30 protein-coding genes, 1 tRNA gene, 2 pseudogenes and 1 riboswitch are annotated in these 25,642 nt (G+C 57.6%); of the genes and pseudogenes, 26 read left to right on the forward strand and 7 right to left on the reverse strand.

Annotation, left to right across the window (positions count from 1 at the left end; translation table 11 throughout):
- Window positions 1-14 precede the first annotated feature (14 nt).
- The gene (locus D8780_RS01455; protein ID WP_121644045.1) at window positions 15-1,607 is read left to right on the forward strand and encodes a sensor histidine kinase; all 1,593 of its coding nucleotides are present in this window, start codon (window positions 15-17) and stop codon (window positions 1,605-1,607) included.
- Window positions 1,608-1,628: 21 nt separating this feature from the next.
- Here the strand turns inward: D8780_RS01455 and D8780_RS01460 are convergent, their stop codons facing one another.
- On the reverse strand, window positions 1,629-2,537 hold the full coding sequence (locus D8780_RS01460) for a DMT family transporter (RefSeq protein WP_121644046.1): 909 nt from the start codon (window positions 2,535-2,537) through the stop codon (window positions 1,629-1,631).
- Window positions 2,538-2,614: 77 nt separating this feature from the next.
- A riboswitch (FMN riboswitch) is annotated at window positions 2,615-2,762 on the reverse strand.
- Between the two features lie 406 nt (window positions 2,763-3,168).
- Between D8780_RS01460 and D8780_RS01465 the strand changes: the two genes are divergently transcribed.
- The 18 genes from D8780_RS01465 to D8780_RS16040 all read left to right on the forward strand — a co-directional run bounded on the left by D8780_RS01465 (window position 3,169) and on the right by D8780_RS16040 (window position 14,814).
- A complete protein-coding gene (locus D8780_RS01465) occupies window positions 3,169-4,428 on the forward strand; it encodes a tyrosine-type recombinase/integrase (RefSeq protein WP_121644047.1) in 1,260 nt (419 codons plus the stop codon).
- A 140-nt stretch (window positions 4,429-4,568) separates the two neighbouring features.
- The gene (locus tag D8780_RS01470; RefSeq protein ID WP_147440258.1) at window positions 4,569-5,165 is read left to right on the forward strand and encodes a hypothetical protein; all 597 of its coding nucleotides are present in this window, start codon (window positions 4,569-4,571) and stop codon (window positions 5,163-5,165) included.
- A 91-nt stretch (window positions 5,166-5,256) separates the two neighbouring features.
- Entirely contained in the window at window positions 5,257-5,508 is a 252-nt protein-coding gene (locus tag D8780_RS01475; RefSeq protein WP_245412214.1) for a helix-turn-helix transcriptional regulator, read from the forward strand.
- 229 nt (window positions 5,509-5,737) lie between these two features.
- Window positions 5,738-5,986: a hypothetical protein gene (locus tag D8780_RS01480; protein ID WP_147440259.1), complete on the forward strand. Its 249-nt coding sequence runs from the start codon at window positions 5,738-5,740 to the stop codon at window positions 5,984-5,986.
- A complete protein-coding gene (locus D8780_RS01485) occupies window positions 5,983-6,522 on the forward strand; it encodes an HNH endonuclease signature motif containing protein (protein ID WP_121644050.1) in 540 nt (179 codons plus the stop codon). Before D8780_RS01480 ends, D8780_RS01485 begins: the two co-directional genes overlap by 4 nt.
- Window positions 6,509-7,012, forward strand: coding sequence for a hypothetical protein (locus tag D8780_RS01490; RefSeq protein ID WP_199699540.1), 504 nt, complete (start codon window positions 6,509-6,511; stop codon window positions 7,010-7,012). The genes D8780_RS01485 and D8780_RS01490 overlap by 14 nt, the downstream gene beginning before the upstream one ends.
- Window positions 7,013-7,259: 247 nt before the next feature.
- Window positions 7,260-7,598 carry a hypothetical protein gene (locus D8780_RS15660; RefSeq protein WP_147440260.1) on the forward strand — a complete coding sequence of 113 codons (339 nt, stop codon included), beginning with the start codon at window positions 7,260-7,262 and terminating at the stop codon, window positions 7,596-7,598.
- A 413-nt stretch (window positions 7,599-8,011) separates the two neighbouring features.
- On the forward strand, window positions 8,012-8,203 hold the full coding sequence (locus tag D8780_RS01500; protein ID WP_158598409.1) for a ribbon-helix-helix domain-containing protein: 192 nt from the start codon (window positions 8,012-8,014) through the stop codon (window positions 8,201-8,203).
- Window positions 8,204-8,230: 27 nt separating this feature from the next.
- Window positions 8,231-8,686: a hypothetical protein gene (locus tag D8780_RS01505; protein WP_121646285.1), complete on the forward strand. Its 456-nt coding sequence runs from the start codon at window positions 8,231-8,233 to the stop codon at window positions 8,684-8,686.
- On the forward strand, window positions 8,673-9,032 hold the full coding sequence (locus D8780_RS01510; protein ID WP_121644053.1) for a hypothetical protein: 360 nt from the start codon (window positions 8,673-8,675) through the stop codon (window positions 9,030-9,032). Before D8780_RS01505 ends, D8780_RS01510 begins: the two co-directional genes overlap by 14 nt.
- The gene (locus D8780_RS01515) at window positions 9,029-9,229 is read left to right on the forward strand and encodes a hypothetical protein (protein WP_121644054.1); all 201 of its coding nucleotides are present in this window, start codon (window positions 9,029-9,031) and stop codon (window positions 9,227-9,229) included. The genes D8780_RS01510 and D8780_RS01515 overlap by 4 nt, the downstream gene beginning before the upstream one ends.
- Window positions 9,222-9,422, forward strand: coding sequence for a hypothetical protein (locus D8780_RS01520; protein WP_121644055.1), 201 nt, complete (start codon window positions 9,222-9,224; stop codon window positions 9,420-9,422). Before D8780_RS01515 ends, D8780_RS01520 begins: the two co-directional genes overlap by 8 nt.
- 12 nt (window positions 9,423-9,434) lie before the next feature.
- Window positions 9,435-9,875: a phage tail assembly chaperone gene (locus D8780_RS01525; RefSeq protein WP_121644056.1), complete on the forward strand. Its 441-nt coding sequence runs from the start codon at window positions 9,435-9,437 to the stop codon at window positions 9,873-9,875.
- On the forward strand, window positions 9,875-10,099 hold the full coding sequence (locus D8780_RS01530; protein ID WP_245412215.1) for a hypothetical protein: 225 nt from the start codon (window positions 9,875-9,877) through the stop codon (window positions 10,097-10,099). Before D8780_RS01525 ends, D8780_RS01530 begins: the two co-directional genes overlap by 1 nt.
- Complete coding sequence (locus tag D8780_RS01535; RefSeq protein ID WP_121644057.1) at window positions 10,099-12,027, forward strand: tape measure protein; 1,929 nt, start codon at window positions 10,099-10,101, stop codon at window positions 12,025-12,027. The genes D8780_RS01530 and D8780_RS01535 overlap by 1 nt, the downstream gene beginning before the upstream one ends.
- A complete protein-coding gene (locus tag D8780_RS01540) occupies window positions 12,024-12,560 on the forward strand; it encodes an HK97-gp10 family putative phage morphogenesis protein (RefSeq protein WP_245412216.1) in 537 nt (178 codons plus the stop codon). Before D8780_RS01535 ends, D8780_RS01540 begins: the two co-directional genes overlap by 4 nt.
- A 204-nt stretch (window positions 12,561-12,764) precedes the next feature.
- Window positions 12,765-13,220 carry a hypothetical protein gene (locus D8780_RS01545; protein ID WP_121644058.1) on the forward strand — a complete coding sequence of 152 codons (456 nt, stop codon included), beginning with the start codon at window positions 12,765-12,767 and terminating at the stop codon, window positions 13,218-13,220.
- Window positions 13,221-14,154: 934 nt separating this feature from the next.
- Window positions 14,155-14,814: an SH3 domain-containing protein gene (locus D8780_RS16040; protein ID WP_121644059.1), complete on the forward strand. Its 660-nt coding sequence runs from the start codon at window positions 14,155-14,157 to the stop codon at window positions 14,812-14,814.
- 32 nt (window positions 14,815-14,846) lie between these two features.
- Here the strand turns inward: D8780_RS16040 and D8780_RS01555 are convergent, their stop codons facing one another.
- Both D8780_RS01555 and D8780_RS01565 read right to left on the reverse strand, forming a co-directional pair.
- A complete protein-coding gene (locus D8780_RS01555; protein WP_121644060.1) occupies window positions 14,847-15,335 on the reverse strand; it encodes a thermonuclease family protein in 489 nt (162 codons plus the stop codon).
- Window positions 15,336-15,684: 349 nt separating this feature from the next.
- A complete protein-coding gene (locus D8780_RS01565) occupies window positions 15,685-15,921 on the reverse strand; it encodes a helix-turn-helix domain-containing protein (protein WP_121644062.1) in 237 nt (78 codons plus the stop codon).
- Between the two features lie 116 nt (window positions 15,922-16,037).
- Between D8780_RS01565 and D8780_RS01570 the strand changes: the two genes are divergently transcribed.
- From D8780_RS01570 to D8780_RS01580, 3 genes are read left to right on the forward strand one after another with little or no spacing between them, the layout of a single operon-like run.
- A complete protein-coding gene (locus tag D8780_RS01570; RefSeq protein ID WP_121644063.1) occupies window positions 16,038-16,361 on the forward strand; it encodes a hypothetical protein in 324 nt (107 codons plus the stop codon).
- The gene (locus tag D8780_RS01575; RefSeq protein WP_121644064.1) at window positions 16,361-16,540 is read left to right on the forward strand and encodes a hypothetical protein; all 180 of its coding nucleotides are present in this window, start codon (window positions 16,361-16,363) and stop codon (window positions 16,538-16,540) included. Before D8780_RS01570 ends, D8780_RS01575 begins: the two co-directional genes overlap by 1 nt.
- A gap of 35 nt (window positions 16,541-16,575) precedes the next feature.
- The gene (locus D8780_RS01580) at window positions 16,576-16,983 is read left to right on the forward strand and encodes a hypothetical protein (protein WP_121644065.1); all 408 of its coding nucleotides are present in this window, start codon (window positions 16,576-16,578) and stop codon (window positions 16,981-16,983) included.
- Window positions 16,984-17,531: 548 nt separating this feature from the next.
- Here the strand turns inward: D8780_RS01580 and D8780_RS01585 are convergent.
- Complete coding sequence (locus D8780_RS01585; protein ID WP_121644066.1) at window positions 17,532-19,763, reverse strand: putative bifunctional diguanylate cyclase/phosphodiesterase; 2,232 nt, start codon at window positions 19,761-19,763, stop codon at window positions 17,532-17,534.
- A 595-nt stretch (window positions 19,764-20,358) separates the two neighbouring features.
- Between D8780_RS01585 and D8780_RS01590 the strand changes: the two are divergent.
- Window positions 20,359-20,532: pseudogene (locus D8780_RS01590) on the forward strand (transposase); the annotation flags it as partial.
- A complete protein-coding gene (locus D8780_RS01595) occupies window positions 20,516-21,568 on the forward strand; it encodes an NAD(P)-dependent oxidoreductase (RefSeq protein ID WP_121644067.1) in 1,053 nt (350 codons plus the stop codon). The pseudogene D8780_RS01590 and the gene D8780_RS01595, both read left to right, overlap by 17 nt.
- Before the next feature lie 24 nt (window positions 21,569-21,592).
- Here the strand turns inward: D8780_RS01595 and D8780_RS01600 are convergent, their stop codons facing one another.
- Window positions 21,593-21,820 carry an SEL1-like repeat protein gene (locus D8780_RS01600; RefSeq protein ID WP_121644068.1) on the reverse strand — a complete coding sequence of 76 codons (228 nt, stop codon included), beginning with the start codon at window positions 21,818-21,820 and terminating at the stop codon, window positions 21,593-21,595.
- 2 nt (window positions 21,821-21,822) lie between these two features.
- Between D8780_RS01600 and D8780_RS01605 the strand changes: the two are divergent.
- Window positions 21,823-21,984 (forward strand): annotated as a pseudogene (locus D8780_RS01605) (IS5 family transposase); the annotation flags it as partial.
- Between the two features lie 258 nt (window positions 21,985-22,242).
- The gene (locus D8780_RS01610; RefSeq protein ID WP_121644069.1) at window positions 22,243-23,961 is read left to right on the forward strand and encodes an ATP-binding protein; all 1,719 of its coding nucleotides are present in this window, start codon (window positions 22,243-22,245) and stop codon (window positions 23,959-23,961) included.
- Window positions 23,962-24,413: 452 nt separating this feature from the next.
- On the opposite strand, the gene D8780_RS01615 is transcribed toward D8780_RS01610, so the two are convergent.
- Together D8780_RS01615 and D8780_RS01620 are read right to left on the reverse strand one after the other, a co-directional pair.
- Window positions 24,414-24,490, reverse strand: a tRNA-Arg gene (locus D8780_RS01615).
- A gap of 178 nt (window positions 24,491-24,668) precedes the next feature.
- Entirely contained in the window at window positions 24,669-25,640 is a 972-nt protein-coding gene (locus D8780_RS01620; RefSeq protein WP_245412364.1) for an ABC transporter substrate-binding protein, read from the reverse strand.
- Window positions 25,641-25,642: the final 2 nt, after the last annotated feature.

A 25,642-nucleotide genomic window follows, 5' to 3' on the forward strand; every position in this document is an offset into this window, starting at 1 on the left:
AGGTGGAGGCAGGCATGGAAGAGCCGTATGAATTGAGGCACGCAAACGAGCCTTCGGATGTCCGGCCCAAACCGGCGCCGCAGGTGTATGAACAAGAGCACCCGGCAGACCCGCCGGCTGCGGCGGGCGATGAAGTGGTCCAGTCCGCTGGGGTGGCATCGCCTGCTGTTGCATCCGTGCCGTTGAGCCGGGGCCTCTCCGGAAAGCTCCTTCTCTTCACGGCAGTTTTCGTCCTTCTGGCTGAAATTCTGATCTTTCCTCCCTCGGCCGCCCATTTCCGCGCAAACTGGCTGGGCGACAAGCTGGGCTCTGCTGCCGCAGCGGGCAGGGTCCTTATCGAAACGGCTGACGGCCCCGTCGATGGCAGTTCACGGGATAGGATTCTCAACGACACCGGTGTGCGGTTTATCGCCGTTCATGACAATGAGATGAGCAGGGTGGTCGCCGGCCCGGATGACGCTCTCAGCGTCGATGCGTCGATCGCCATGAGCGAGGCCCGCCGGCCCATCGCCTCGATCCCGGCGACCTTCCGCACCCTTTTTTCCGACGGAGAGCGGATCCTCCGGGTCTACGGCGAGGTGGCCGACAGTCCCGGAAAGATCTACGAAATCGTGCTGGCCGAGGCGCCTCTCCATAGTGGTCTCGTCGCCTATTCCCGGAATGTGGCGCTCCTCTCGCTGCTCGTCTCGGCGATTACGGCCAGCCTTGTCTTCTTCGTCATCATGCGCCTTTTTATCGCGCCGATCCGACGGATGACGCGGTCCATGCTCATCTACAGCCAAGATCCCAGCGACCGGTCCCGCATTTTGAAACCAAGCGGGCGCGGCGACGAGATCGGCGTGGCCGAAGATCAACTCGCTGCAATGCAATTTCAGCTGACCGATGCGCTCGATCAGCAGCGCCGCCTCGCCGATCTTGGTCTGGCCGTTTCCAAGATCAATCACGATATGCGCAACATTCTCAGCGTGGCGCAGATCCTGACCGAGAGGCTGGAGCGTTCGTCAGATCCGATGGTGCAGCGTTTCGGCCCGCGTCTCGTGCAGACGATGGATCGGGCCATCGCCTATGCAAACAATGTCCTGGAATATGGAAAATCCCGCGAGCGCCCGCCGGACCGTCGCCGTCTGAAGCTCGGCACGCTGATCGAGGAAGTCCGTCAGCTTGCCGAGATCGAAGCCGAGGCGGTCGAGTTCAGGAACGAGGTCGAGCCCGACTTCGAAGTGGATGCCGACGCCGAACAACTCTTCCGTGTCATCAACAATCTGTGCCGAAACGCCATCGAGGCGATGGTGAATGAATCCGATCGGCCCGGTCTGATCCGCCGTCTCACCGTTTCCGCCCGGCGTCAGGGTGCTGTTGCCTTCATTCGCATCTCCGACACCGGCCCGGGCCTGCCGCAAAAGGCTCTTGAGAACCTTTTCACCGCCTTCCGTGGCTCGGCCCGCAGCGGCGGGACGGGGCTAGGGCTGGCGATCGCGCACGAACTGGTTCGCGCCCATGGGGGGCAGCTCGAACTGATGGAAAGCCGTGGCGGCCACACCTGCTTTTGCATCGAACTGCCGGACGCGCCGATCAGGTTTCGGGCCCGCAAGGACACCCTGATCTGAGTCGTCGTTTTTCCCGGGCGACTAGGCGGGTTCCTGATCGGTCTGCAGGGCGTCCAGCTTTGCTTCCCTTTGCAGCAGGAACCAGGACGCACCGACGATCAACGCCGAACCGATCCACATCGAGCCGGGCGGCATGAAGCCGAAGACTGCCAGGCCAAGCCCGACATTCAGCGGCAGTTTCACGTGGTCGAATGGCTGCAGATAAGCGGCGTCGGAAAGACTGTATGCTTTCGCCAGTGCATATTGTGCCAGCGCCGTCAGAAGACCCGCCCCGAACAGCAGTAGTCCGCCGGTTTCGAGATCGACCGCAAGACCGACGTCCAGAGCAATCAGCGCATTGAAGGGCGTCAGAAGAAGCAGGAGATAGACGGTGAGCGTTTCCGCGCTTTCGGTTCGGGTCATGCGTTTTGTGAAAAGCGATGACGCGGCCCACAGCGCCGCCGCGCAAACCGGATAGAGCGCATAGGCGCTGAAATCCTCGGACAACGGTGCAAGAATGATCATGCCCCCTCCAAAGCCGAGGGTCAGCGCGGCCCAGCGCTCGATCGTGGTCTCTTCCTTGAGGAGAAAATGCGCGCCAAGCGTGACGAAGAAGGGCGACAGCATGATGAGCGCGATCGCCTGCCAGATCGGAACATGGGCGAGCCCCATGGTCCACAGTTGCACGCCGCCCACCGCCGTGGCGACACGCAGCACATGCATGACGGCATGGCCTGTCCGAAGAGCGGCCCGACCCCGCGCGACGATCCACGGGATCATGAAGCAGAAGGCGATAAGATATTGCCAGAAGGTCAGGCGCGCCGGCGGTATGCCCTGCACCATCGCGCCATACTGCAAAAGCGTGTTCGTCAGCGCGAAGAACGCTCCCGCGATGATGATGAGAGCCGGCCCGGTAATGGCCGAATCGATGTTCGAAAAATAGCGAGTCATGGCGTGGTCCTTTATCGACGCTCATAACTCAAGGCCGACAGGACAACGGCGCGCAGGCCGCTTGACCTGGCACCACATCCCGTTCTCTTCCATCCGGACTATGACCGTCGGCTCTGGAGTCTCACCAGATCTGCTGACCTCCCGCCAAAAGGCTGGAGCGCTCGCGGGCTCGCAGCCAGGCTGCTTACCGCCGGTGGGGAATTTCACCCCGCCCTGAGAACGATGCGACCGAAATGGCCGCGCCAGCGCTTTTACTCGTTCGGCCGTGTGCAAGACAAGCAAAAAGCGCTTTGACCAAGTAGGATGGAAACTGGGGCCAAGAAATGCGGTTCGGAACATGGCGCGCCCGCTGGACGACAACCTCCGTACGCAAATGATCGGAGGGTACATGGCTCGAACGAAGGAGGAATGGCGCGCTCGGGAAGATTCGAACTCCCGACCCCCAGATTCGTAGTCAAAGGCCGTTCGATATCACAGGGTAACGCAGGCGAACGGACTGGATTGAGAGGAAGCAAGTAAGGCAAAGCATTGTGCGCTTTTGTTATCCCCTGATATTGACAGGCCGTAACGAACCATAACATGGTGATGACGTTACCCAGCCGATACCCGGCTGGGATTGGCGGATCATCTCATGGCGAAAGCACTGACAGCGGCAGCGGTCGAGAAATACCGGCCCGAAGAGGCGCGGCGCGAAATTCCCGATGGCGGACTGACCGGCCTCTATCTCGTCATTCAGCCGAGCGGGCGGAAATCATGGGCGGTGCGATACCGTCACGGCGGCCGGCCGCGCAAGGCGACCATCGGCAACTATCCCGCGTTCGATCTCAAGGCGGCGCGCGATGCTGGCGCGGCGATGCTGCGTGCGGCGTCGGAAGGGCGCGATCCTGCATCCGAGAAAGCCGAGGCGAAGACGCTTGCTGGCGTCGAGGCGGAAGACACAATCGAAAAGCAGGTTGAGATATTCCTTGACCGCCACGTCTCGCGAAACCGCAGTTCGCACGAAGTCGAGCGGCTACTGCGCAAGGAAGTGATGCGCCCATGGAAGGCGAAGCGACTGCCTGAGATTACGCGCGGCGATGTGGTTCGCCTTCTGGATGACATTGTCGACCGGCCCGCGCCCTATACCGCGAACCGCGTTCTCGCGAACCTGAACAAGTTCGGCAACTGGTGTGTGTCGCGCGGGCTGATCGATGCGAATTTCTGCGCTGGCGTGGCCAAACCTTCATCCGAGACGAAGCGCGACCGCGTGTTGAATGACAGAGAACTTGCGCTTGTCTGGCGCGCGGCCGGCGCAATGGGTTTCCCGTTTGGGCCGCTCTATCAGTTGCTTGTTCTGACAGGTCAGCGCCGCGAAGAGGTTGCCGGGATGCGATGGGGCGAAATCGATCTCGATAATGGCACCTGGACCATACCACGCGAGCGGGCAAAGAACGACACGGCGCATCTCGTGCATCTGTCTCCGCCTGCACTCGATATTCTCAAATCGGTTCCGCGCATAAAGGTGGATGGCCGATCCTCCGAATATGTCTTCACCACAACCGGCAAGAGCACTGTCAGCGGCTTCTCTCGGGCAAAGGCGAAGCTTGATGAAAAGATCGCGGACATTGTGGAAGAAGATGAAGCCGATCCCGTCGCGGCATGGCGTGTCCATGATCTTCGGCGCACGGCTGCATCCGGCATGGCCGGCCTCGGCATCGGTGTTGCGGTGGTCGAAAAGGTTCTCAATCACACGTCAGGCACGTTCGGCGGCATCGTTAGCGTCTATCAGCGCCATGAGTTTCTGGAGGAGCGCCGCCGCGCCTTGGAAGCATGGGCCGCGCATGTGGTGGGCCTAATGGAGGCAAAACCCTCAAACGTTCTCGAAATGAAGATCGGCGCAAAAGGCAACTGAATATGCGGAGCATACCAATTCCACTACAGCCGTTGCCCTTCAGCCAATTGGATAGAGCTTGCGTTTTGGCGCACATGTTTTTCCCAAACGATGAAGATCAGCGCGCAGCGTTCGCGCGGTCAGCGAATAGGGAGGCGGCTTTGGACATGCTTCGCCATGGCGAAGACGCTGCCGCGGCGCTTTCGGTCCAAGGGGGATCAGAAAAGAGAAAGCGATTAGGGTTTCTAATAGACGCGCCCGAACTGTCCACAATGGTAACCGAGAAGCAATGGATTAAAGGCGGACAGGTTGGAATTATGCTCTGCTACATCAATGCGGCAGCGCACGAATCGCCCTCGGATGCGACCGTGAATTTTGCGACACGTGTCGCCATGAAAGTTTCAGAACGGTGTGGATGGCCGGCGAGCGGATCGACTGTTCGGAATGCTTGGGTAGCACTAAAAGACGTTGCTCATCTTTGGGCAGCAGATGCTGTATTCGCGATGAAGGGTGTCGATTGGCTCGATAGCGAAGAGAGTGACTTCTGGGGTTTTCTTATTTTGGCAGAGGGCTATCGCAAATTTGGGGTTTCGCAGGGAGTGCGGGGGGCGATCTCGAACGAGACTCTTCTTTCCGACGATATGTCTTGGACGGTGGCCGACAATCTAGAGATGCCGGACTTTGACCCGACAGGTATGACGGAGATAAGTGAAGAGCTGATCCAAATCGCCAGAGATAAGGGCATTTTCGTACGGTAGGTAGGATAAAGCCGCTTTAACCTAGGATAGGCGCGCATCCGCCTAGGTTAAGTCCCGCCCGACCTAATTGAGACGCGGTAGAAAGCTGCCGATGTTCGCTTCTGTGAAAACAGGAGCATACATTATGCAACTTGAAGCTAAAAACGCCGCCGATGATCGGCTGCTTCCTGCGATAGATGTCCGTCGCCGCTATGGCGTCAGTCACATGACCGTCTACCGCTGGCAGAAGAGCGATAAGCTCGATTTCCCTGACCCGATCGTCATCGCCGGTCGCAAATACTGGTACGTCAACGATCTCATTCGATGGGAACAATCCCCGGCAGCTCGGGGGATGGCTCAATGAATGCGATCATCCCCGACAAGAGTCCGCTACCTATACAAAGAGCCGTCGCGGATGGTCCCCGCAACGGCTCAGATGGGAAAGCAAACGGCTCCGCTTTCGAACCTCAAACTTATAGTCAACGCGCGTCTCTGACAATCCCTTGTCCTTATCGGCAGGGCCGTACCGCGCGCCTGATGCGTGTCGGCAACCGGCTCTTTGCCGTTGGCAGTTTCGCGGGGGGTGGCACGCTGTGAGAAACGAACCCAACATTTTCCGCGTGAACTGGCAGGGCATCACTGCCAATGGCGACGACGTGAACCTACACGCCTCGGCTGATCAGGTTCGCCTCGGTCACATGATCAACGCGCCGATCCTGGCGGAGTATCCCGACGGCACCCTTAAGACGGGAAACCTTGTACGGATCACTCCTGCCGGACTGGAATGGCTGAGGCGAAACGCACCTGTCGAGCTTCGCCGGCCGGAAGGGGGTGAGCAATGAACGCGAGCCCGCAACCGAAATGCCGGCAGCTCACCGTTGAGCGCCTTCGCCAAGTCCTTCGATATGACCCTGATACAGGGATCTTCACTTGGCTGGGCCATGGCGGCTATCGGGGCAAGCCGGCCGGCACCGCCAAGTCCGATGGCTACAAGCAAATTTTTATCGACTTCGTGCCCCACCGGGCGGCGCGGTTGGCGTGGCTCTACATGACCGGCAACCATCCGCCCTCCGGCAAGATCGTAGACCACAGAGACGGCAATCGTTCAAACGACCGATGGAAAAATCTGCGACTGGCCACCCATGCGGATAATGCCCGCAACCGACGGCCAAAAAACCGCAACCTGCCTTGCTGCGGTGTCTATCGGAACGGTTCGCGATGGACCGCTGAAATAGAGGCGGACGGCCAACGGCACAAGCTTGGCTCCTTCCGATGCGTCGAAGACGCGGTGACTGCACGCTGTAAGGCAGAGCATCATTTCTTCGGGGATTTTGCCAGCCAAGTCGCCAAATATGGAGGCGGCGATGGGACGCGATAAGCGAAACGAACGTCGCTTTGGTCACTGGACACAGATGATCCGCCACACGATGGAGGAGCCTGCTTGGCGGGCTCTCTCCACCTCGGCGCAAAGCCTTTATGTGTGGCTGAAATTCGAATGGCGCGGCACCGACTTCAATAACAACGGTCAAATCCGTCTGAGCGTTCGTCAGGCCGCAGAGCGCCTTGGCGTCGGTCGGGATGCGGCGGCAAATGCCTTCCGCGATCTTCAGGCCAAGGGCTTCATCGTTCAAACCGAATTGGCCTGCTTGGGTATCGGCGGCGCTGCGAAGTCGCCGGCCTATGAAATCACGGAACTGAAGCTGCCTCACGCGGATCGCGAACGAAAGCTCTTTCAGAACTGGCAGCCGGGTAAGGATTTCCCCGTGCAGTATGCCACGGCAAACAATCCGCGCGGTGCGAACGGACGGCAGCAAAGCGGAAAAGTCGTCAGGCTTCGACAGAAAAAAATCCCATCACGAAAATCATGACGGTGCTGTCACGAAAACCATGACGAAAACGCACGAGCTGTCACGAAAACCATGACGAGCCGTCACGAAAACCATGACGAAATTGCAGGTTTTGAGCCAATGACCGTCACGAAAATCATGACATCCTTATCTACCAGGCACATGGTCATCCCAAAGCCGTGGAGAATGGTAGAGGAACGCGCAAGCGACAGCGAGCGGGAACGGAGTTTCGTCACACATCAACACCGTTACGAAATAGGCGGGTGCCATGTCGAGGAGAAAACCGAAAGCCGGCCGGCCTGCGAATGGCGACAGAGCCATGACAGCGGCGGAGAGACAGCGTGCCTATCGCCAGCGAAAAAGAGCGGGGCAGGAGAAGCGATCCGAAGAGGCTCAGTTTCGAGACGAGCTAATGGCCTTCATCAAGCGCCAGATACGCAATCCGAAGATCGAATCTATCGAACTCTGCCATGCCCTCACAGGCAGCGCATGGGCAGTGAAGAAACTCATAGAAGACGGCAATGGTCAATTTCTCGACCAATACCTCTCAGCCGATCCCAATGGGGCATGGCCGCTCTGGTTGGATCAGCAAGACGAGCCGGACTGACCATCTCGACGCAATTCGTTCCGTTGGTCACTGCCGACGCCATTCGTCATCAGTCACGGTCCGACGCAAAACGTCGCACCAGACGGCAGGAGGTTTGCGTCACAGCGGCGCGAACGAAATCCGTACGCACAAATCGGCTCATAGGAGAACGGATTCATGAGGAAGCCTGAAACGCTCCGCCCTGCACAAGCCGGGGCCTATGCCGGAGTGTCCCCCGATACCGCTCTTAGATGGGCACGCCGCCATGGCATCGTTCTGCAACCGGGCGGACCGAAGGGTAGCGTCTATATTCTGGCTGAGCCCTTTCGTGAGCTTTGTGCGGCACCTGCGGCAAATGCCTTACATGCTTTAGACACTTCTTCGGAATGACGGCCGGCGCGCTTATCCTGCGATCAGTTACAGGAGACCGCGAAATGAACGCAAACGATAATGTCGCGATGGCGGGCACCATCAGTGTCCGACTGCCATGGGATGTCTTCTCCAAAATCGACACCATGGCAAAAGAAGAGGATCGCTCGCGCTCCAACATCGCCCGCCGCCTTCTTCTCAAGGCCGTCAACGGTGAAGAGCCGGACGTTCCGGTATCTCCGGCTCTTCACCCATAAGAATGGCAGGTCTATGGAATGGCGAAGATGAAAAAACCTGAAGACCGAGCCGACGACGCCGAAGCCGGCCGCGACAGTAGCGGTCGGTTTGCTTCCGGCTGGACAGGCCGGCCGAAAGGTTCGCGGAACAAGGCCACGCTTGCGGCTGAAACGCTTCTGGAGGGAGAGGCGGAAGAGCTGACCCGCAAGGCAATCGAACTGGCGAAGAATGGGGACACGACAGCGCTTCGCCTTTGTCTGGAGCGTGTCGTGCCCGTCCGAAAAGGCGTCGTCATCGCATTCGACATGCCGCCGCTCAATGGCCTTGGCACCATCTCGGAAGTTGCCTCTTCCATCATCTCGACGGTGGCTGAGGGAACGCTTTCACCGGAAGAAGGGCAGGCTCTCATAGGCATGATCGAAAGCTATCGCCGCACGCTGGAGGCGTCGGACCTCGAACAACGGATCAAGGCACTGGAGGAGGCGGCAAATGGCCAAGGCTGATATTCACAATCGCGTTGAACGGCTTGAGGCCGGGCAGAATCGGGGCACCATCGCGGCGGTCATCAAGCACTATCGAGACGACGCCTGGCGCTTGCCTCATGAAACCGAGCGGGCTGCGGTCGATCGCTACATCCGCCATGTTCTGAACGATCCGGGTGGCATCGAATCCCTAACGGTCGCGCGCCGCGTCACCACGCCGACAATGATGACCGATTTCGAGCGGCAGAAAATTATCCAGCGCGCTCATGATCGACTGAACCGAGGCGATCCGATTCCTGACGACTGCTTTTTGAGCCGCCTTGTTGCCTATCGCGAACAGGGTCGATCCATGGGGGCCATCGAATGACCGCGACAGTTTCGGGAACGGTCCCCCTCGCTCGCGTCTGGCGCGAAAACAAGGATGTGAGCCTGCCCTATGCGCGGGTGTGCTCCATGGCACGGGCTGGCGAAATCCCCGGCGCATTCGAGCGTCCAGATGTGCGCGGCCTCGTTATCGACGCCGGCCGGCTTTTGGAAACGACGGAGGCCATGCGGAATGTCTAGCCCGGAATGGCTCATCATCGCGGCGCGTATTCTTGGCGGAAGTCAGGCCATGTCCGACCGCGACAGTATCGACGGCATCACGGAAGAAAGCCGGAAGAACGCTTTCGAACACTTCCGGGAGACTTTGCCAGACGATCAGGCCGAAGCTGCGATCGGCGGCTATCGGCTCTGCGATCCAACCAGTTTCTTATAACGAGGGAAAACCATGGCTGAGAAGAAATTCGGCAAACTCCATCTGCGAACGCAGGACATGCTCGCCAAGGACGCGCTGCTACTGAACGCACGGCTGATGCGACACGCCGCGCCTGTCCTGACCAATTTCCGGGCTATCGTCGCGGGATATGGCGAGGGCGCGAATGAGGTTGACAAGGCGGCGTCGGACGCGGCTGCGATGAAGGCCATCGGCGCGATCCTCGACAGCTTGCAGCCGGCCGATATGGTCGAACTGATGGCGGACATTCTTGGTCTGGCTGAAGTGAAGGCGGAGAATGGCAAATTCGAGCAGGTCGATATGGACACGGACTTTTCGACGGAGAAAGGGCAGATCATCCCCGCGATCCTCTGGATATTGCAGGAGCAGCTTGGGGATTTTTTCGGTGGAGCCTTGGCGACCGCTGGGAACCGGGTCAAGGCGATAAACCCCTGATGAGTGCGGATATGGTGCAGGCCATCGCGCCCCGGCTCGATCATACCCTATGGCGTCCGGTCCTTGCGGCCGATCCGCTCTGCACCGTCCACGATCTATTCACCTGGGTCACACTCGATCATCTGATGCAGATGCACGAAGCGCTGGACCTTCGCGGTGCGCTGGCGGAAGCCGCCGAAAGCCGGGCGCAACTCAATAATGGCGGTCGCGGAGGGTTTGCCTGATGGCCTACATTGACGAAATCGTCGCTCTTTTGGGTTTTGAGTATCGGGACGATGGTAGCGCCAGGCGTTTCGAAGATGGCATGAAGCGCATGGAGAAGCGGGCCGAAAAGGTCGGGCGATCCATTGGAAAGTTCGTCGCGGTCGCGGGTGCGGCGGCGACGACCGGGATGGCGGCTTTTGGCAAAAGTATTATCGCCACGGGCGCGCAATTCGAGGCGTTCGGCGTCCAACTCTCGGCTTTGGAAGGCAGCAAGGAGAAGGGTCAAGCGGCGCTCGACTGGATTACGGATTTCGCCGTCCAGACGCCACTCGAGCTGGCTGATGCCGTGCGCGCCTATGCACAGCTTCGCACCTACGGGCTGGACCCAACCGCCGGATCGATGCAGGCGCTCACCGACGCCATGGCCGCGACGGGCGGAGGCTCTGAAAAACTGATGGGCCTCGCAACTGGACTGGGGCAGGCTTGGACGAAAGGGAGGTTGCAGGGCGAAGAAATCATGCAGCTCATGGAGCGGGGAATCCCGGTCTGGGATATGCTCGCCGAGGCGACGGGAAAGAACGTCGAACAGCTTCAGGAAATGTCCAGCAAGGGCCGGCTGGGGCGCGAGGAAATCAAGCTCCTCATCAATGAGATTGCCGTGAAATACAAAGGCGCGAGCGCGGAATATAGCCGCACTTTCGACGGCATGATGTCCAACATTCTTGATAGCTGGACGAAGTTCAAAAAGCAGATTTCGGACAGCGGTGCCTTCGAATCCGTCAAGCTGATTATGCAGGACGTGCTCGACTGGTTTAAAGCCGCCGACAGCAACGGAACCATCGACTATTGGGCGCAGACCATATCTGACGCCTTCGTGTCAGTGACCAAGGCGCTGCAATGGTCGGTCGGGCAGATCAAAATGCACGTCAATACGATCAAGGGCTTCTTCAGGGATGATGCCTGGCAGCAAATCAGCGACAATCTGAAACCGATCTTGACGGCCTTCGGACTGCTTATGGCACGCCTTTTTCCGATCACGGCTCTGTTCATCGCACTCGGCCTGGCGGTTGACGACTGGCTCACATACATGGCCGGCGGCGAAAGCGTCATCGGTGATATGGTCGCCGCCATTTCCGCGTTTCTCGGAGCAGAACCTGAAAAGGTTGCGGAGATCCTTGGCGAGATCGCGAAGGCTGCGGGATGGCTCGCAGCGGCTGCGCTGGGGGTAGGTCTGTTCGGCGGTGCGATCCGCTCGCTTGCTGGCGCACTCGTCCTCCTCAAGGGCGTGTCGGGCGTCGTCGGCCTCCTGAGGCGGCTGGGTGGCGTCGGTTCCGCGATGGCAGCCGGATCGGCCGGCGTGAATGCAACAGCTTCGAGCAGCTCTAACAAGGGCAGGGTCGGTATAGGTCGGCAGGCTATTGGCGCACTAGGAGCCTACCAACTCGGATCGAATATGCCAACTTCAATGGAAGAGATGGAGGCCAGCGGCAAACATTTCCGCGACATGGCGGAGAATTCTATTTTTGGCGACATAAACCGATGGCTCATGAGCTTGCGCGATCAACTGTTCGCAAAACCGCAGATGCGATCCCCGCGCGCTGTCGCAGGGCCGCCAAGAGCCGGCGTCAGCGCCGGGCAAATGGGAGATGCGACAAGTCTGTACGACCGAATAGGGCGCTCCGTCGAAGGCTCGGCAACATTGAAGGTCGAGGAGTATCTGAACCCGGCGAAACAGGCCGAAATCGCAGCGCAGAAGCTTGAGCGCGACATCACCGCCAATGCCGATGTGAACACGTCATCATTCACCGCCAAACTTCGCCAAATGGAGTTGCAGGCCAACGAAACGGTAGCGCGGATCAACCAATCCATGGGCAGGATCGGAGCCGGCCGCTCATCAGGCCCGATGGCTCCGCGCCCGACTGTGGAAGCGTCAGCGGGTCAGCCATGAGGCTTGGCGCATCGATAAAGGTTCAGCGGAGCAACGCCGACGGCGCTAGGCGCTTTTTCCAGGCTATCGCCGCCTTGCGTGGCGAGCCGGCCGGCGTGAAGGTCGGCTTTCCTGCTGGCAAGGCGAGTGGCGAAATTATCGAGCGCGCCGTCTACAATGAGTTTGGCACACGCCACATTCCTGAACGTCCCTTTCTGCGGAACGCCATGCGCGCCAACCGGACAAAATATGTCGATGGCATGAAATCCGAGGTGCGCCAGATCATTGCCGATGCCATCAAAGGACGCACAAGGGCGCGGCCGATTGAAAGTGCGCTTAACCGGCTTGGCATCGTCGCTGTTGGCGATATTCAGGACGAAATAACGGCACTGTCCTCTCCCCCGAACGCTGCAAGTACGATCCGACAGAAAGGTTCGTCAAATCCCCTCATTGATACCGGCGCTATGCGTGCCGCTGTGACGCATCAGATTGTGCGCGGCGGATTAGGCGGGATTCTCAGGTCTCTGCGCGGCTCCACGAGCTTGCGCTTATGAGCATTTTGCGCCCGATCCTTACCCCATCGTTACCCAAACGGCGGTGGCAGCGTCAGATGGCAGAGGGAAGGCCTTTCATGCGAAGGGTTGTGCGATATTTGACACCCTGATGATGTATCTGGAACCACATGATTTGCGTGGAGCTTCGGCATTGAAAACAGAGTTGCTACATCGGATTGAGGCGCTTGAAGCCTGCGAAGGCAGATGAACGAAACCAGCCTGTCGGCGATCGAGATCATTGGATACGCGAATTTGTTGCATTGTCTGGCAAAGACGAAGGCGAAAGCGATGCCGATGCTGCTGAGCGACATGCGCGAAGCATGGGCTTCTCCGACATGTCCGCCTTTCTTCGGTGGCCTACAGCTACTTTCCCGTCTGCGGATCGGTTCTCGCTACTCCTCTGATAGGCCAACGCTGCTAATAGACGAGCGATTCAATCAAAGCGAAGTACGCAAATCCAAACAGGATCGCGCCAAAAGCGACACTGCCTATCTGCCGGCCGTGCATTCCCAGGGCACCTCCGACCACGCCAAGGATCAACAGATTCGCAGCAAAGGTTGCGAAATGCCCAGCCTCTGGCAGAAGCTTTCCGACCAATTCCCCAGCGGCGATGCCCGCCAATGTCGCGAGCGCCCCTTTCCACACCGCCGCGCCCCCTAGACGGGCACCAATCGCACCGCCGACAGCGCACACGATAAAGATCAGGACAAAATGTGTTGGTGGTGTCACTGCCGGCTCCTCTGGCTAACACTGATGCTGATCTATACGATTTCCGGGCAATGCGTTTGAAAAATAATCAAAGAAATCAAAATTGCGACGTGGATTCAGACGCCGCGTCCTTTCTCAGATGCAAGCGACAATGAAAACGCATTCTCTGCCAGAGCCGACCTCACTGCGGCTGAATGAGCAAAGCGCCTGTCAGCAAGGGTGCTGACGGGCGCGGGAATGTGGTGTGGTCGCTTAGCTAGCTTTGCGCGATTTGCGGAACCGTTGATTTGCCGGCTGCCTTACCATCCCAACTTTGGGCTTATCCGCTGAGGGCAAGGAGCATCCTCGATTAAGCCTAAAAGGGTGCCTTTGGCGGCCAGTTAAATTTGCGCACTTTTTTGAGCGCCTTCTTATGTGCTTTCGGCGTTCGGATCGATCCGTGGTAGCCTCCTCCAGGTAAGCCAGTGTCATGGCGAACCGCTAACGCCTGAAGGGGCGGAAGGCCATTCTGATGACAGTAATCTTGGATTACTCCCAGATACCATCCCGCCGGTCTCCAGTGGACACCAATTCGGGCTGATATATCCTTATAAGTGAAGGGCTTATCCCAACGGTCAGATGAAGCTCTCCTAACCAGAAATGGCCACGCCAATCTGGCTCGTCGCTCGTGCAATTTAACATTTACAGCCATTCCGATCCTCCCATTATGATGAACGAAGATAGCACAAGCGTTCTGTCAGTCGACTCGATCAATAGGCACCTAGTGGGTCGGCAACCTTGCCAAAATTTCTGTGCGAAGACTTGAATCGTGAAATGCTCCAAGGATCGATCTAACCATCGACTCTAGGACAGATTTCCCTTTACTCTCCAAAAGAGGGAGGGGCCGATGGCTGTACAAAAGCGCTTTTATCTCATAATCGGCGCGGTTCTATTTTTCGCTCTCACTCGCGAGGACGACAACCCTGTAGAGCAGAAGATTGTCCAGCCTGCGAAAACGGAGCCGGAATTTCAGCCTCGATCATCGCCGCCCCGGCCGGCGCCTCCGCGCGCGACGGACACAAAACCAACCCGAAACGAGAGCCTGCTTCATGCTCTGCTGAGCGATGACAAGGATGATAAAGGTCGGCAGCCGACCGCACCGTCGATCATCGGGAAGGCAGCGACAACCATTCTCTACGCTACCACGCGACTGAATGTGCGCAACGGCCCGTCAACCAGCAATCAAGTGGTGGGTCTGTTGCAGGACGGGACGAGGATTACAGTTGGTCCGTCAGATGGGAAATGGCGGCAGATCGCGACGGGCTTTTATGAAGGCGCTTGGGTGCACGGTGACTACCTAGCGGATGAATTGGTGCGCCAACCAGCGCAAATACCCGCCAGGTTGGTCCAGACGCAGCCGCAGCGGACGGGGCCAATCCGTTCGCCGATGACAGGCCGTTGCGATTGTCCCTACGATCGAGCGCGGAACGGCAGTAGGTGCGGCGGCCGAAGTGCTTATTCACGACCTGGCGGGAGAAGCCCGCGCTGCTATTTCAGCGACCAATAGTCGTCAATCACGCATCCAGTTAGCTCCAGACTTCACGGACACCACAGGTTCCCGAAATTGGGCCAGACCTGCGCGAGACCTTCGTCGATTAGAGTCTGACCTACATCCCGGCCATCTTTAAGCCCGATCCATGCAAGGCTGCGACCTTTGCCACCGACTCGTCCAAGCCAGAGGACGGTGTACCCTTCGCTCATCAGCGCACGGAGCCGATCGCGGGAGAGAATTGCTAGCCGATATTCTTCGCCGCAGCTTGGGTCGAAGAGCTCAGGCGCATCAACGCCACCATCACGCCGTGTAAGTCTCCACTTGACACCATTCTCCCAGCCGCCGTCGCCGTCATATACGCAGGTCAGCTTTCGTTCGGCTCGATGGCCGCCTTTGCAGACCGGTAGCGGATCGGCAATCGCGTTGCAGGCATAGAGCGCGCCAGCGATGAAGACGAAAGCTGCGACTATCCAAAGCGCCTCGCGCCATCGGGGCGGCGATCCTCCGTAATCTGGCGATTTTTCATAGCCGGTCATCAACTACCTCGATCATTCTTGCGCTGGCAGATTTGTAGTTCGCCCGATACATGAAATCAGGCTCTTTGCGCATCGCTCGTGCATTGCGTTCGACGGCGATCTTTGCGAGCGCCTTATCGGTCTCGATCCCGCGCGGGTTGGTTTCCGCGTCATAGGCCGCCCAATTCCATCGATCATCGAAGTGCTTGACGACAACGCCAACGGTCGCGCCGTCGTGGACCCGAATGCAGGTTCCGAAGTGCGCTGCGTTTTGTTCATGCGGCCACGTCAGCCGCCAACAGAATAGGCCACGGCGAAGAATCATCCGCAAAGCATAGTCTGGTCCGGATCGCCGGGGATAGGCGGCGGATCACTTTTCGCTCTTGGCAAGACGGACGCCCGGTCCTCCGCCATTCTCGGCGATGAACTGCACGCCTCCTTTCTCTAGCGCATGTTCGACGGCTTCGACCGTCTCGAATCCGCTTCGCCTCGGGCCGATCTTTTCCATCCGCTTGATTGTCGGCAGCGATAAGCCGGACGCCTCCGCAAGCTCTGTCTGAGACCACCCCAATAGCGCCCTTGCCGCGCGCATCTGCGCTTCATCCATATTCTCGATCCGTTAAACTTTTCGGATATTTTTTCATCCAAAAGGGTTTACAAAAAGATTAGTGCATAATACATTATGGATAACGAAACAGACAAAAGCAATAACGGATCGCAAACATGTTCAACCGCCGCAACATCATGTTCCGTGCCTGGGAACTGCGGAACACGGTCCACAATGGTCGTCGTTGGCTCTATTGCAACGGCGTGAGCCGTGAACTGACCAATGGCGAAATCTTCTCTACTTGCCTTCGTCAGGCATGGGCCGAGGTGCGCCGCGCCGCTCAAATCGCCTCTATTCCTGCCGCCGATCGTCAGGCCGAAATCGTCTCGCTGAAAAACGAGATTGCGGCGCTGTCCCTCAAGAGCTTCCGCTATGACATCGGTCAGACCGAACGCGCATGCCGTGCCCGGATCGCCGAACTTGAAGCGGTGGCCGCGTAATGAAAACGGAACCGACCGCCAAGGCGATGGCCGACCTTCTGGACGAAGCGCAGCGCATGGCTGATCGGCTCTATGACGCCGATCCGGCCTTCGCTGGCGCCTACGACAACGGCCGCTTTGAACCCCTCGAATGCTTGGGCTTCTCGACTGCTCAACTGCGCACCATGCAGCGCGCATGAAGCTGTAAAGCTATCAATCAACGGAGGAACTATCGATGAAAAGCAACATGACTGACGCCTTCCAGACTACCCGCCGCGCCTTCCTTACGGGCGTTGCCTCTCTCGCTGCATTGCTCGGTTCTGACCCTACGAAGGCGGAAGCCGACGAAAGCGGAGACGACGACGAGCCGATGACGCCTGACGAAGAAATCAATTTCGCCATGAACTATCTGGTCGCCACCCTTCGCCGACACTATCCCGAAGCGGAATGGCAGATCACAAAGGACCGCAGTGTCTCCGTTCTGAAAAGCCGAGACGAACGCTTTATGGAGCGGATCACGGTCGGCGCGACAAAACGCAACATTCGCGATCCGCGAAAAGAGCGCCTTGAGGAAATGGTTGCCGATCTCGGCTTGCAGGATTTGACAGGCGGACAACCGAAATTTGGTGTCGGCTATAAGTGAACGCGAGCAATATTCGTGATCCGCGCCAAGCCCTCGTCAGTGATGCAGCATTGGCGGGGGGCTTTCTGACTTAGAAACCTATCATGATGAGATCGAGTCTATCGCAAAGGTTGGTCAATGCCGCTCGTGCCGTTAGGTCGCATAGACCTTATATTTCCGTTCGCACGCCGGAAAAATGTCAACAAATGTAAACATCGGCGGTCGCAACTCGGCGGAGAACTACTATCCTCTGATATGAAATCAGCGGCCTGTACCTTACTCTGATCAATCAGAACCGTTTTTTGCCGGATATGCCTTTTCTACTGACCGGCAAGCTGGACTTTCTGGGTAACGGCTGGGTAGCGACCCGTTTGAATTCTCGCCCCTATCATTCGTCGACTTAACAAACTTGAGATACCCGCGCCTGGTCAGCATCACGATATCCTCGCGGGCTTTCGAGGAAATCGGCATAATTTAGTGACGACGTCGGAGCCAACTCGAACAAAATCCTTCCCGGTTGACGTTGAAATTTCGGCGCGATGCTTTCGACCAGAACCCAGGAGGTGTCCTCACGACTCAAGCATCTCAGTTAAGGATGGTGCTTTCAAACGTGCCCGCTTTGCCACTGCTGGACGCACATACTTTTTTTCAAACTCCTCGATTGGAATGGGTTTGCTGAACAAATAGCCTTGGGCATCCTGGCAATTGTACTCTTTGAGAAATTCCAGCTGAGCTTCGGTCTCAACACCTTCGGCGATAGTGTTAAGGCCAAAGCTGCGGCCCAGATAGAGCACAGCTTTAACCACGGCGGCATCCTCTGGGACTGTGGTAACGTCTCTGATAAAGGAGCGGTCGATCTTGAGGCGCGTCACGGGATAACGCTTCAGGAGGCTGAGTGACGCGAAGCCAGTGCCGTAGTCGTCGAAGGCAAGCCCTACGCCCAGATTCCGAAGACTTTGCAGAAGTTCGAGTGTGGGCGCATCGTTTTGCAGCAGAATATTCTCGACAATTTCAAGTTCAATCGCCTCAGCTGGAAGATTGTTATCTTTCATCGCCTCGCGCACTTCGGTCAGCAACTGCCCTGAGCGAAATTGGGCCTCGAACAGATTGATGCCTATGACAAAATCTGGAATGGCTTTCCGCCACGCTGCCGCCTGACGACAGGCCGTGCGCAATATCCAATCTCCAACTGAAGCCGCAGACGGTTCTCTGCTCAGCACCTCTATAAAGGAGGCCGGTGTTAGCAAGCCGCGTTCCGGATGATTCCACCGGATCAATGCTTCCGCGCCAGTAAGACGTCTATCGCTGATCGAAACTTGAGGCTGATAGAAGAGTTCGAACTCGCCACCTTCGAACGCTCGACGTAGCTCCTGCTCGAACTCTCTGCGAGCAACTGCCGTTTCGCGAAATTGCGGTTCAAAGAGCTGATGCCGGCCCTTTCCGCCGGCTTTCGCCCGGTAAAGCGCGAGGTCGGCGGCGCTGAGCAAATCTTCCGCGCGATGGCCATGCTGGGGTCCGTGGGCCACTCCGACGGTGACGCCGACATTACAACGGTGACCCGCGAACTCGTAAGGCTCTGATAACGCTGAAACCAGTTTGCCTGCAATCACATTGGCCTGACGCGAATCATTTCCGTTGAGCAGGACAACGAATTCGTCACCGCCAAGACGCGCGACCATGTTCGCCTGATGACAAATTGAAGTAAGCCGCTTGGCGACGTCTTTCAGAACCGAGTCTCCTGCGGAGTGCCCGAGCGTGTCATTCACCTCCTTGAATCGATCAAGATCGAGAAGAAGAACTGTGCATGGCTTTTCCGCAGCCATAGTTTCGTCGAGACGTGCTCGCCATGCGGCGCGATTGGGTAAATCCGTCAGGGCATCGAGGGAGGCGAGACGAGATAAACGCTCTTCGTTCTGACGCCGTTCGGATATATCGCGAACAATCGCGCCGACGCTGGTGGTGTTGCCCTCTTCCCAAGTGGACAATGAGAACTCCGCAGGAAATTCGCTGCCGTCCTTGCGCAATCCGGATAGTTCTAGGGTTTGATCGGCAAGCTCCATTCGCTCGCCTTTCTGCAGATGGCTACGCTCCGATTCATAGATCGCCCGCCAGCTGGCGGGCACGATGATTTCAACCCCTCGGTCGAGCGCTTCGTCAGGCGGATAGCCGAAAAGCCTTTCGGCTGATTGATTCCAGAACGTGATGCTCCCTTTCGAGTTGGAGCAGATGATCGCATCGGGAGAGGTGGCTGCGATGTTCTCGAAGCGTGCCTGACTGACCGATCTGACATAGTCGAGCCGCCGGATTTCCATGCGATCCATGACAAGTGCTGCTAGGTCGGTCAGGTTCTTACGGTCTTCGGCAGTGAAGCGATTCCTTGGTTTTGTGTCGATCAGGCAGACTGTGCCGAGCTTCTCTCCCGAGGGTGCCGATAACGGCTTGCCCGCATAAAACCGGATAAACGGAGGTCCAAGCACCAGTGGGTTAGACGCAAATCTATCGTCCTTCAACGCATCGGGAACAAAGAGGATATCGTCGCGCATAATCGCATGTGCGCAAAACGAGACCTCTCGGCTCGTCTCGCACACATCGAGGCCCACATGTGTCTTGAAGAACTGTCGATCACCCTCCAGCAAAGATACGAGAACAATCGGCACATCGAACAATTGCGATGCCAGTCTCGCGAGACGATCAAAATCCTCTTCGGGCGGCGTGTCCATCAGATGATATTCCGCCAACACCTTTAGGCGCTTCTCCTCATTTGCCGGTATCGGATAGGGCTTTTGAAAATGCTTCGCCATGATCCATCCTAGGAAGGTCTGATCCTCAAATCCTAGAATACGGAGGTTAATTGCTTGCGAATCACAATTTGTGGAGGGTGGCAGCTGATCAATCGCGGTTCGTCAGGACACTGGCCGTCCAGAGGGTGGCTACCATGGCTCAATCCGGACGCCGAAGGCACATAAAAGAGCGCGGAAAAAGGTTCACGAATCCCGCAGGCCGCGAACTGCGCCTTTTTAGGATCGGTCAGCAGGCTTCTACGCCCTTATCCTAGGAGATGGTGTTAACTCTCCAATCGAAAAGTTAGCCGGCTTGCACAACGGTGCCGCGTAAGCCGGCTCTACCTGTTGCAAGCCGAGGGATTGCGCAGCAGATCATGGAGTAAACGGACACGATGCCAGAGACAGGAAGTACACGTCTGATCTGGTGAGGCGGGTGGGCAAGTGCCTTCGCCAAAGCAAAGCACCCGTCAGCAAGTGTGCCGACGAGCGCGGCGTTTCTGTTAATCCAGACCTCCTCTCTGGATGAACAGAAATGCCGCCCTAGGTCCCGTTGACAAAGTGGATTCCGAAATCAGTGGAAGCATGATTCAAGACTGCTTTTTAGGAGGCGGTTTTGGCACACGGCGACCTGACGGTTATCAAATGGCGGATCATCAAAGGGCTTTTGCCGTCGGAGCGCGGTAGAAAGTCCCGGCCCGCGCATGATAATCGACGGTATCTGAACGGCGTGATACGTGTTCTGCGGGTCGGCTGCCCCGGGCGCGACATGCATGAGCGCTACGGAAAGTGAAATTTTCCGCGTAACTCATTTGGAGGCTAAAATCTTGACTGTTGCTTTGGTGGGAACGTCGTCCTTTGATCGGTTCTTCAATCCAGCCCATGACGCGTTGCAACGGCGTGGCCATGGTGTGGCACGGTTCGTCACGCGCGAGGAACTGCTTGCCGCCGTTGATGCACTGCAGTCTTTGGAAATCCTTGGCGCGACCTCAAGCTTTGCAGCCGACCAGGAGCTGTTTGCCAGGATGCCGCGTCTGCGCGCACTGGTTTCTCCGTTCACAGGGGTCGAAGGGTTCGATGTTTCGGCCGCGACGGAAAACGACATCCTCGTGGCGAATGGCCAGATTGCGGAAAACACCGTCAGCATGGCCGAGGCCGCAGTTCTCTTCACCCTGGCTTCGCTCTATGACCTTCATGGCACGGAGCGCTACCTTCGTGAAAACCTGCCGCGTCCCTCGCAGGTCCGTGCGCGCATGCTCATGGGAAAGACAGTTGGCCTGATAGGCTTTGGCAAAATTGGACAGGCTATCGCGGAACGGCTGTCTGTATGGGGCGTGAGGCTCGTCGTTTCGGTGCGCACGCCGCGATCGATGCCCGCCTACGTCACCTCCCAGAGCCTTGATGAAGTGCTCGCGACAAGCGATGTCGTTATCATGGCGGCTTCACTCACTCCTGAATCACGGGGAATGCTGGATCTTGACGCGTTGCGCCGAATGAAACCGGACGTGGTGTTTGTCAACATCACGCGGGGCGGCATCATCCCCGACGATACACTCGCCACGCTCGCCGCAGAGCGACCGGCCATGCGCCTTGCCCTCGATGTGTTCGACCCGGAGCCGTTGAAAGAGGATAGTCCGCTGCGCGACCTTCCGAACGCCATCCTCACCCCACACATGGTGGGACATACGGTCGAGTCGCAGATGCGCCTGCGGGAGGCATTTTGCGAGAACCTTCTCGCGGTGGCAGAGTGGCGGGTGCCTGAATACGTCGTCAATCCGTCTGTGATCGAAACGTGGCTGGGAAAACAGGACAGCCCACAGCTCTAATTGCGTCCGAGCTTGTATCACTCATCAGTGCATCGTCATCCATTTGCGGGCGGCGCGTAGTGCAGCGGCGAGTTCGGCCTTGCTTATCGTCTGGGCAAGGTCACCGCGCAGTGCTGCAACCCGGTCGGAGCCCTTGTTGGCGGCGATGTTCAGCCACTTGTGGGCGGCGATGAAATCAACGGCGCAGCCGCGACCGGTCGCATACATGAGCCCCATTTCGAAGAAGACGTCGGCGTGATTGTCGCCGCCCATTCCAAGGGATCAGACCGGTCATCCCGCCGAAGACAAACCGGAAAGCCCCGCCCGTCTGCGACTTCAGAACCTACAAGGATCGAAACCGCATCGAGCGGATGTTCAATCGGATTAAGCAGTTCCATCGTGTTGCTACTCGATACGACAAGACTCGAAAATCTTTCGACATAAGACCGCAGACGAGCGCCCAACTTTGGCGGGCATCGATATCACTTCAATCCGGGCAATCTGGTTCGTCAGGTGCGGCGCTTCGTCAAGGCTCGCGCAATCGCGAGACAAGAACACGAAAGATTTTCTGCGCCCCGCTTCACAGCGACTGTAAGCGGCTTCTGAAGTCAAAATGGCCCCGTTTAAAATGAAACCGGCATAGGAGACGGGTCGTTAATCTTATTCGTCCTACTCTCTCTGCAGGAGGGTCCGCCATGAATGCTATTGTGACAATGGTTGAAGGCGCGTCGGTCATCATTTTGGCAGTGCTTTGCTGTGCCGCTTTCGGTGATAGATATCGGGAGTCGGTCGTCCGCAGCGGAATTATTTACGGCATCGTTTTTGCCGTGACAGGCTTCATCATCATGATGACGCCCATTGAATTGATCGAAGGCGTCCGCACGGACCCCCGCAACGCAGTCGCATCGCTATCGGCGGCGATCGGCGGGCCGATCAGCGCAGTGATTACGGCCGGAGTTCTCATTACAGTGAGATATTCATTCGGTGGAATCGGTGCCCTGCCAGGTAGCGCGGGGATTGCGGCTGGAGCTCTTGCTTCAACCCTTTTGTGGGCATGGTGGCGGTATCGTATTCGCAAGCCTTTCTCATATAGCTACATCTCTTGGCATGCGGTCATCGCTCTGACGATTCCCACATTCACGATCTACGCTCTCAGCGCGGCACCACCGGACGTCTTCAGAAAGTCCGCTTCCTTGTTTGCACCCACCAATTTTCTGGCTGTCTTGCTGATTGGAGGACTGATCGTTCGCGAGCAGACCCGGCGCCGCGAGATCGCCGAGAAGGAAGAGATCAAGGCTCGTCTCGGCGGCGTTGCGAATAACGCACCCATCATGCTTTTCCAGCTGATAGTCGACGAGAACGATGCTCTCGTTTTTCCCTATGTGTCGGAAGGTTGCCGATCGATACTCGAAGTTCCTCCCGCGTCGCTGATGAACGATCCCGTCATTCTCCAGCAGATTTTGCAGCGATCGAGCTATGAACAGCTCAGATCTGTTCTCAAGAAATCCGCTCAAGATTTTAAGCGCTGGTCTTTTGATACCGAATTTCAGCAGTCCGATGGGCAGACCATCTGGGTGCGAATGATCGCAAAACCGCGTATGAACAAGGAGAACAGGCTGATCTGGGATGGCAGCTTGTCCGATATCAGCGCACAGCATCGCTCGGAAATCATCAAGAAGGAATTCGTCGCCACCGTCAGTCACGAACTGAGAACGCCTCTGACGTCGATCAACGGAGCGCTGCAGTTGGCACTTGGCGGTGCGGCCGGAGAGGTCCCGGCGCCTCTACACAGACTATTGTGGATCGCGGGAGGCAATGCTGAGCGGCTGAAACGTCTTGTCGACGATATTCTCGACATGGAAAAGATTGAGTCCGGCAATATGACCTTCGATATGAAGACGCAGGAAATCGCTCCGTTGATCCAGTCGGCGATCGAAGCCAACGAGGCCTATCTTGCCGAAAGCGAAGTGAAAATGGTGTTCGAAAATGACACCCCGGGCGCGACAGCTATCATCGACGCCGACCGCTTTGCTCAGGTGATGGCCAACCTCCTATCGAACGCAATCAAGTTCTCCCCTGCTAAAGGGAAGATCACATTGCGGCTTGACCCCGCCGGCGAAAACTGGCGCGTCAGCGTCGCCGACGAGGGTCCGGGTATCCCGCCACAATATCGCAGCCGGATTTTCGATAAATTTGAACAAGTGGATACGTCCGATGCTCGGGCCAAGGGCGGTACCGGTCTGGGTCTTAGCATTTCGAAAGCTCTGATCGAACGCATGAACGGTACGATCGGCTTCGATACAGTCGAAGGCGCCGGCACGAAATTCTACTTCGAACTTCCTCAATCGCTGCCGATCGAGGCTGATATGCCGATAACGCACGAAGAGGCAACAGCTTCGCGACATGTCGCTTGAGATCAAAAGGCCGGGATAGAGGCACTTTGGCCGATGAAAAAGGACGGCGCCCGGCAAAGATAGGTTGCTGAATTCGCGAGACGTCGCTTCATAACGCTCCGGAGCGATCGCGTCCCATAGATCAACGATCGCCGCACCCGCTGCCTTCATATTATTGAAGCGAGTGACCGCGTTGCCGGGGGCTTGGTGAACGTCCCCACTACGGGCGCATACGCTCAGACAAAGTTTGCGCTCAGCCTCGCCGAATTCTTCCTCAAAGGTGGACCCCCCTGAGATAACCGAATGAGCATGAATTGAGATAGGCGGCAACCTTGTCCTTGACGGATTTGCCTTTGCTTTAGAGAAGAAAGAGCGCGCCGCTCTTTGGAACGTTCCGGCTGTTGACGTTACCCCATCCGTTACCCGGTACGAACGGATAGATTTTTGGAAACGCTGCAAAGCCTTTGGGTGGATGGCGCGCTCGGGAAGATTCGAACTCCCGACCCCCAGATTCGTAGTCTGGTGCTCTATCCAGCTGAGCTACGAGCGCGCATGCCATAAAGGCATCGGGCAGCGGGCGTCGCCAGCGCTGCCGTGAGCGGCTACCTAAAGGGGCTTGCGCCGCTTTGCAAGCGCCAAGGTGAAGAAATTTGGCGCAACGCAAAACGGGACGGATCGAAACCGATCCGTCCCGTCTTTATGGCGTCATTGAAACGCTGCCGTGGCAGTCATTCCATGTCGACGTCTGCGGCCTTCGTCGTGACCTCATCGGTCCAGGCGCCTTCCGGCTCCTTGGTAATGACCGGATCGGAGCCGCCCGACAGCAGCGTTTCGACTGTCTGCTGCGCGGCAGCGACATCGAGCGAGCCGTCCGACCCCTCGGTCAGCTTGCAGATCTCGCTGACCATGCGCGTCTGGTGCTCTTCGGTCTGTGCGCCCGTAGCATCATTCTCAAGAACGATCTCGGCGGCCTCCTGCTGATTGTCGCAGGTATACTCCCAGCCCTTCATCGATGCCGCGACGAAGCGGGCATATTTATCGACCATCTCAGGGTCTGCGAGATCCTCTTCAAGGACATAGAGCCCGTCTTCCAGCGTGGCGACGCCCTGGTCGGTATAGTTGAAGACGACGAGATCGTCCTCGCTATAGCCGGCGTCGATAACCTGCCAGTACTCATTATAGGTCATGGTGGAGATGCAGTCGGCCTGCTTCTGGATCAGCGGGTCGACATTGAAGCCCTGCTTGAGGACTTCGACGCCCTCATCGCCGCCTTCCGTCGGGATACCGAGTTTGCTCATCCAGGCAAGGAATGGATATTCATTACCGAAAAACCAGACGCCCAGCGTTCGCCCCTTGAAGTCATCCGGGCTTTCGATGCCGGTTTCCTTCAGGCATGTGAGCATCATGCCGGAGCGGGCAAAGGGCTGCGCGATATTGACCAGCGGAACGCCTTTTTCCCGGCTGGCAAGCGCGGAGGGCATCCAGTCGACGATCACATCGGCGCCGCCACCGGCAATGACCTGGGGAGGCGCGATGTCCGGACCGCCCGGCTTGATCTCGACGTCCAGATTGACGTCTTCGTAGAAGCCCTTGTCCTTGGCCACATAGTAGCCGGCGAACTGGCCCTGGGTGACCCATTTGAGCTGGAGCGTCAGCGTGTCCATGTCCTGCGCGAGAGCGGACGAGGCCCCCGCAATCATCG

It is taken from the genome of Notoacmeibacter ruber, assembly GCF_003668555.1.
Lineage (GTDB): Bacteria > Pseudomonadota > Alphaproteobacteria > Rhizobiales > Rhizobiaceae > Notoacmeibacter > Notoacmeibacter ruber.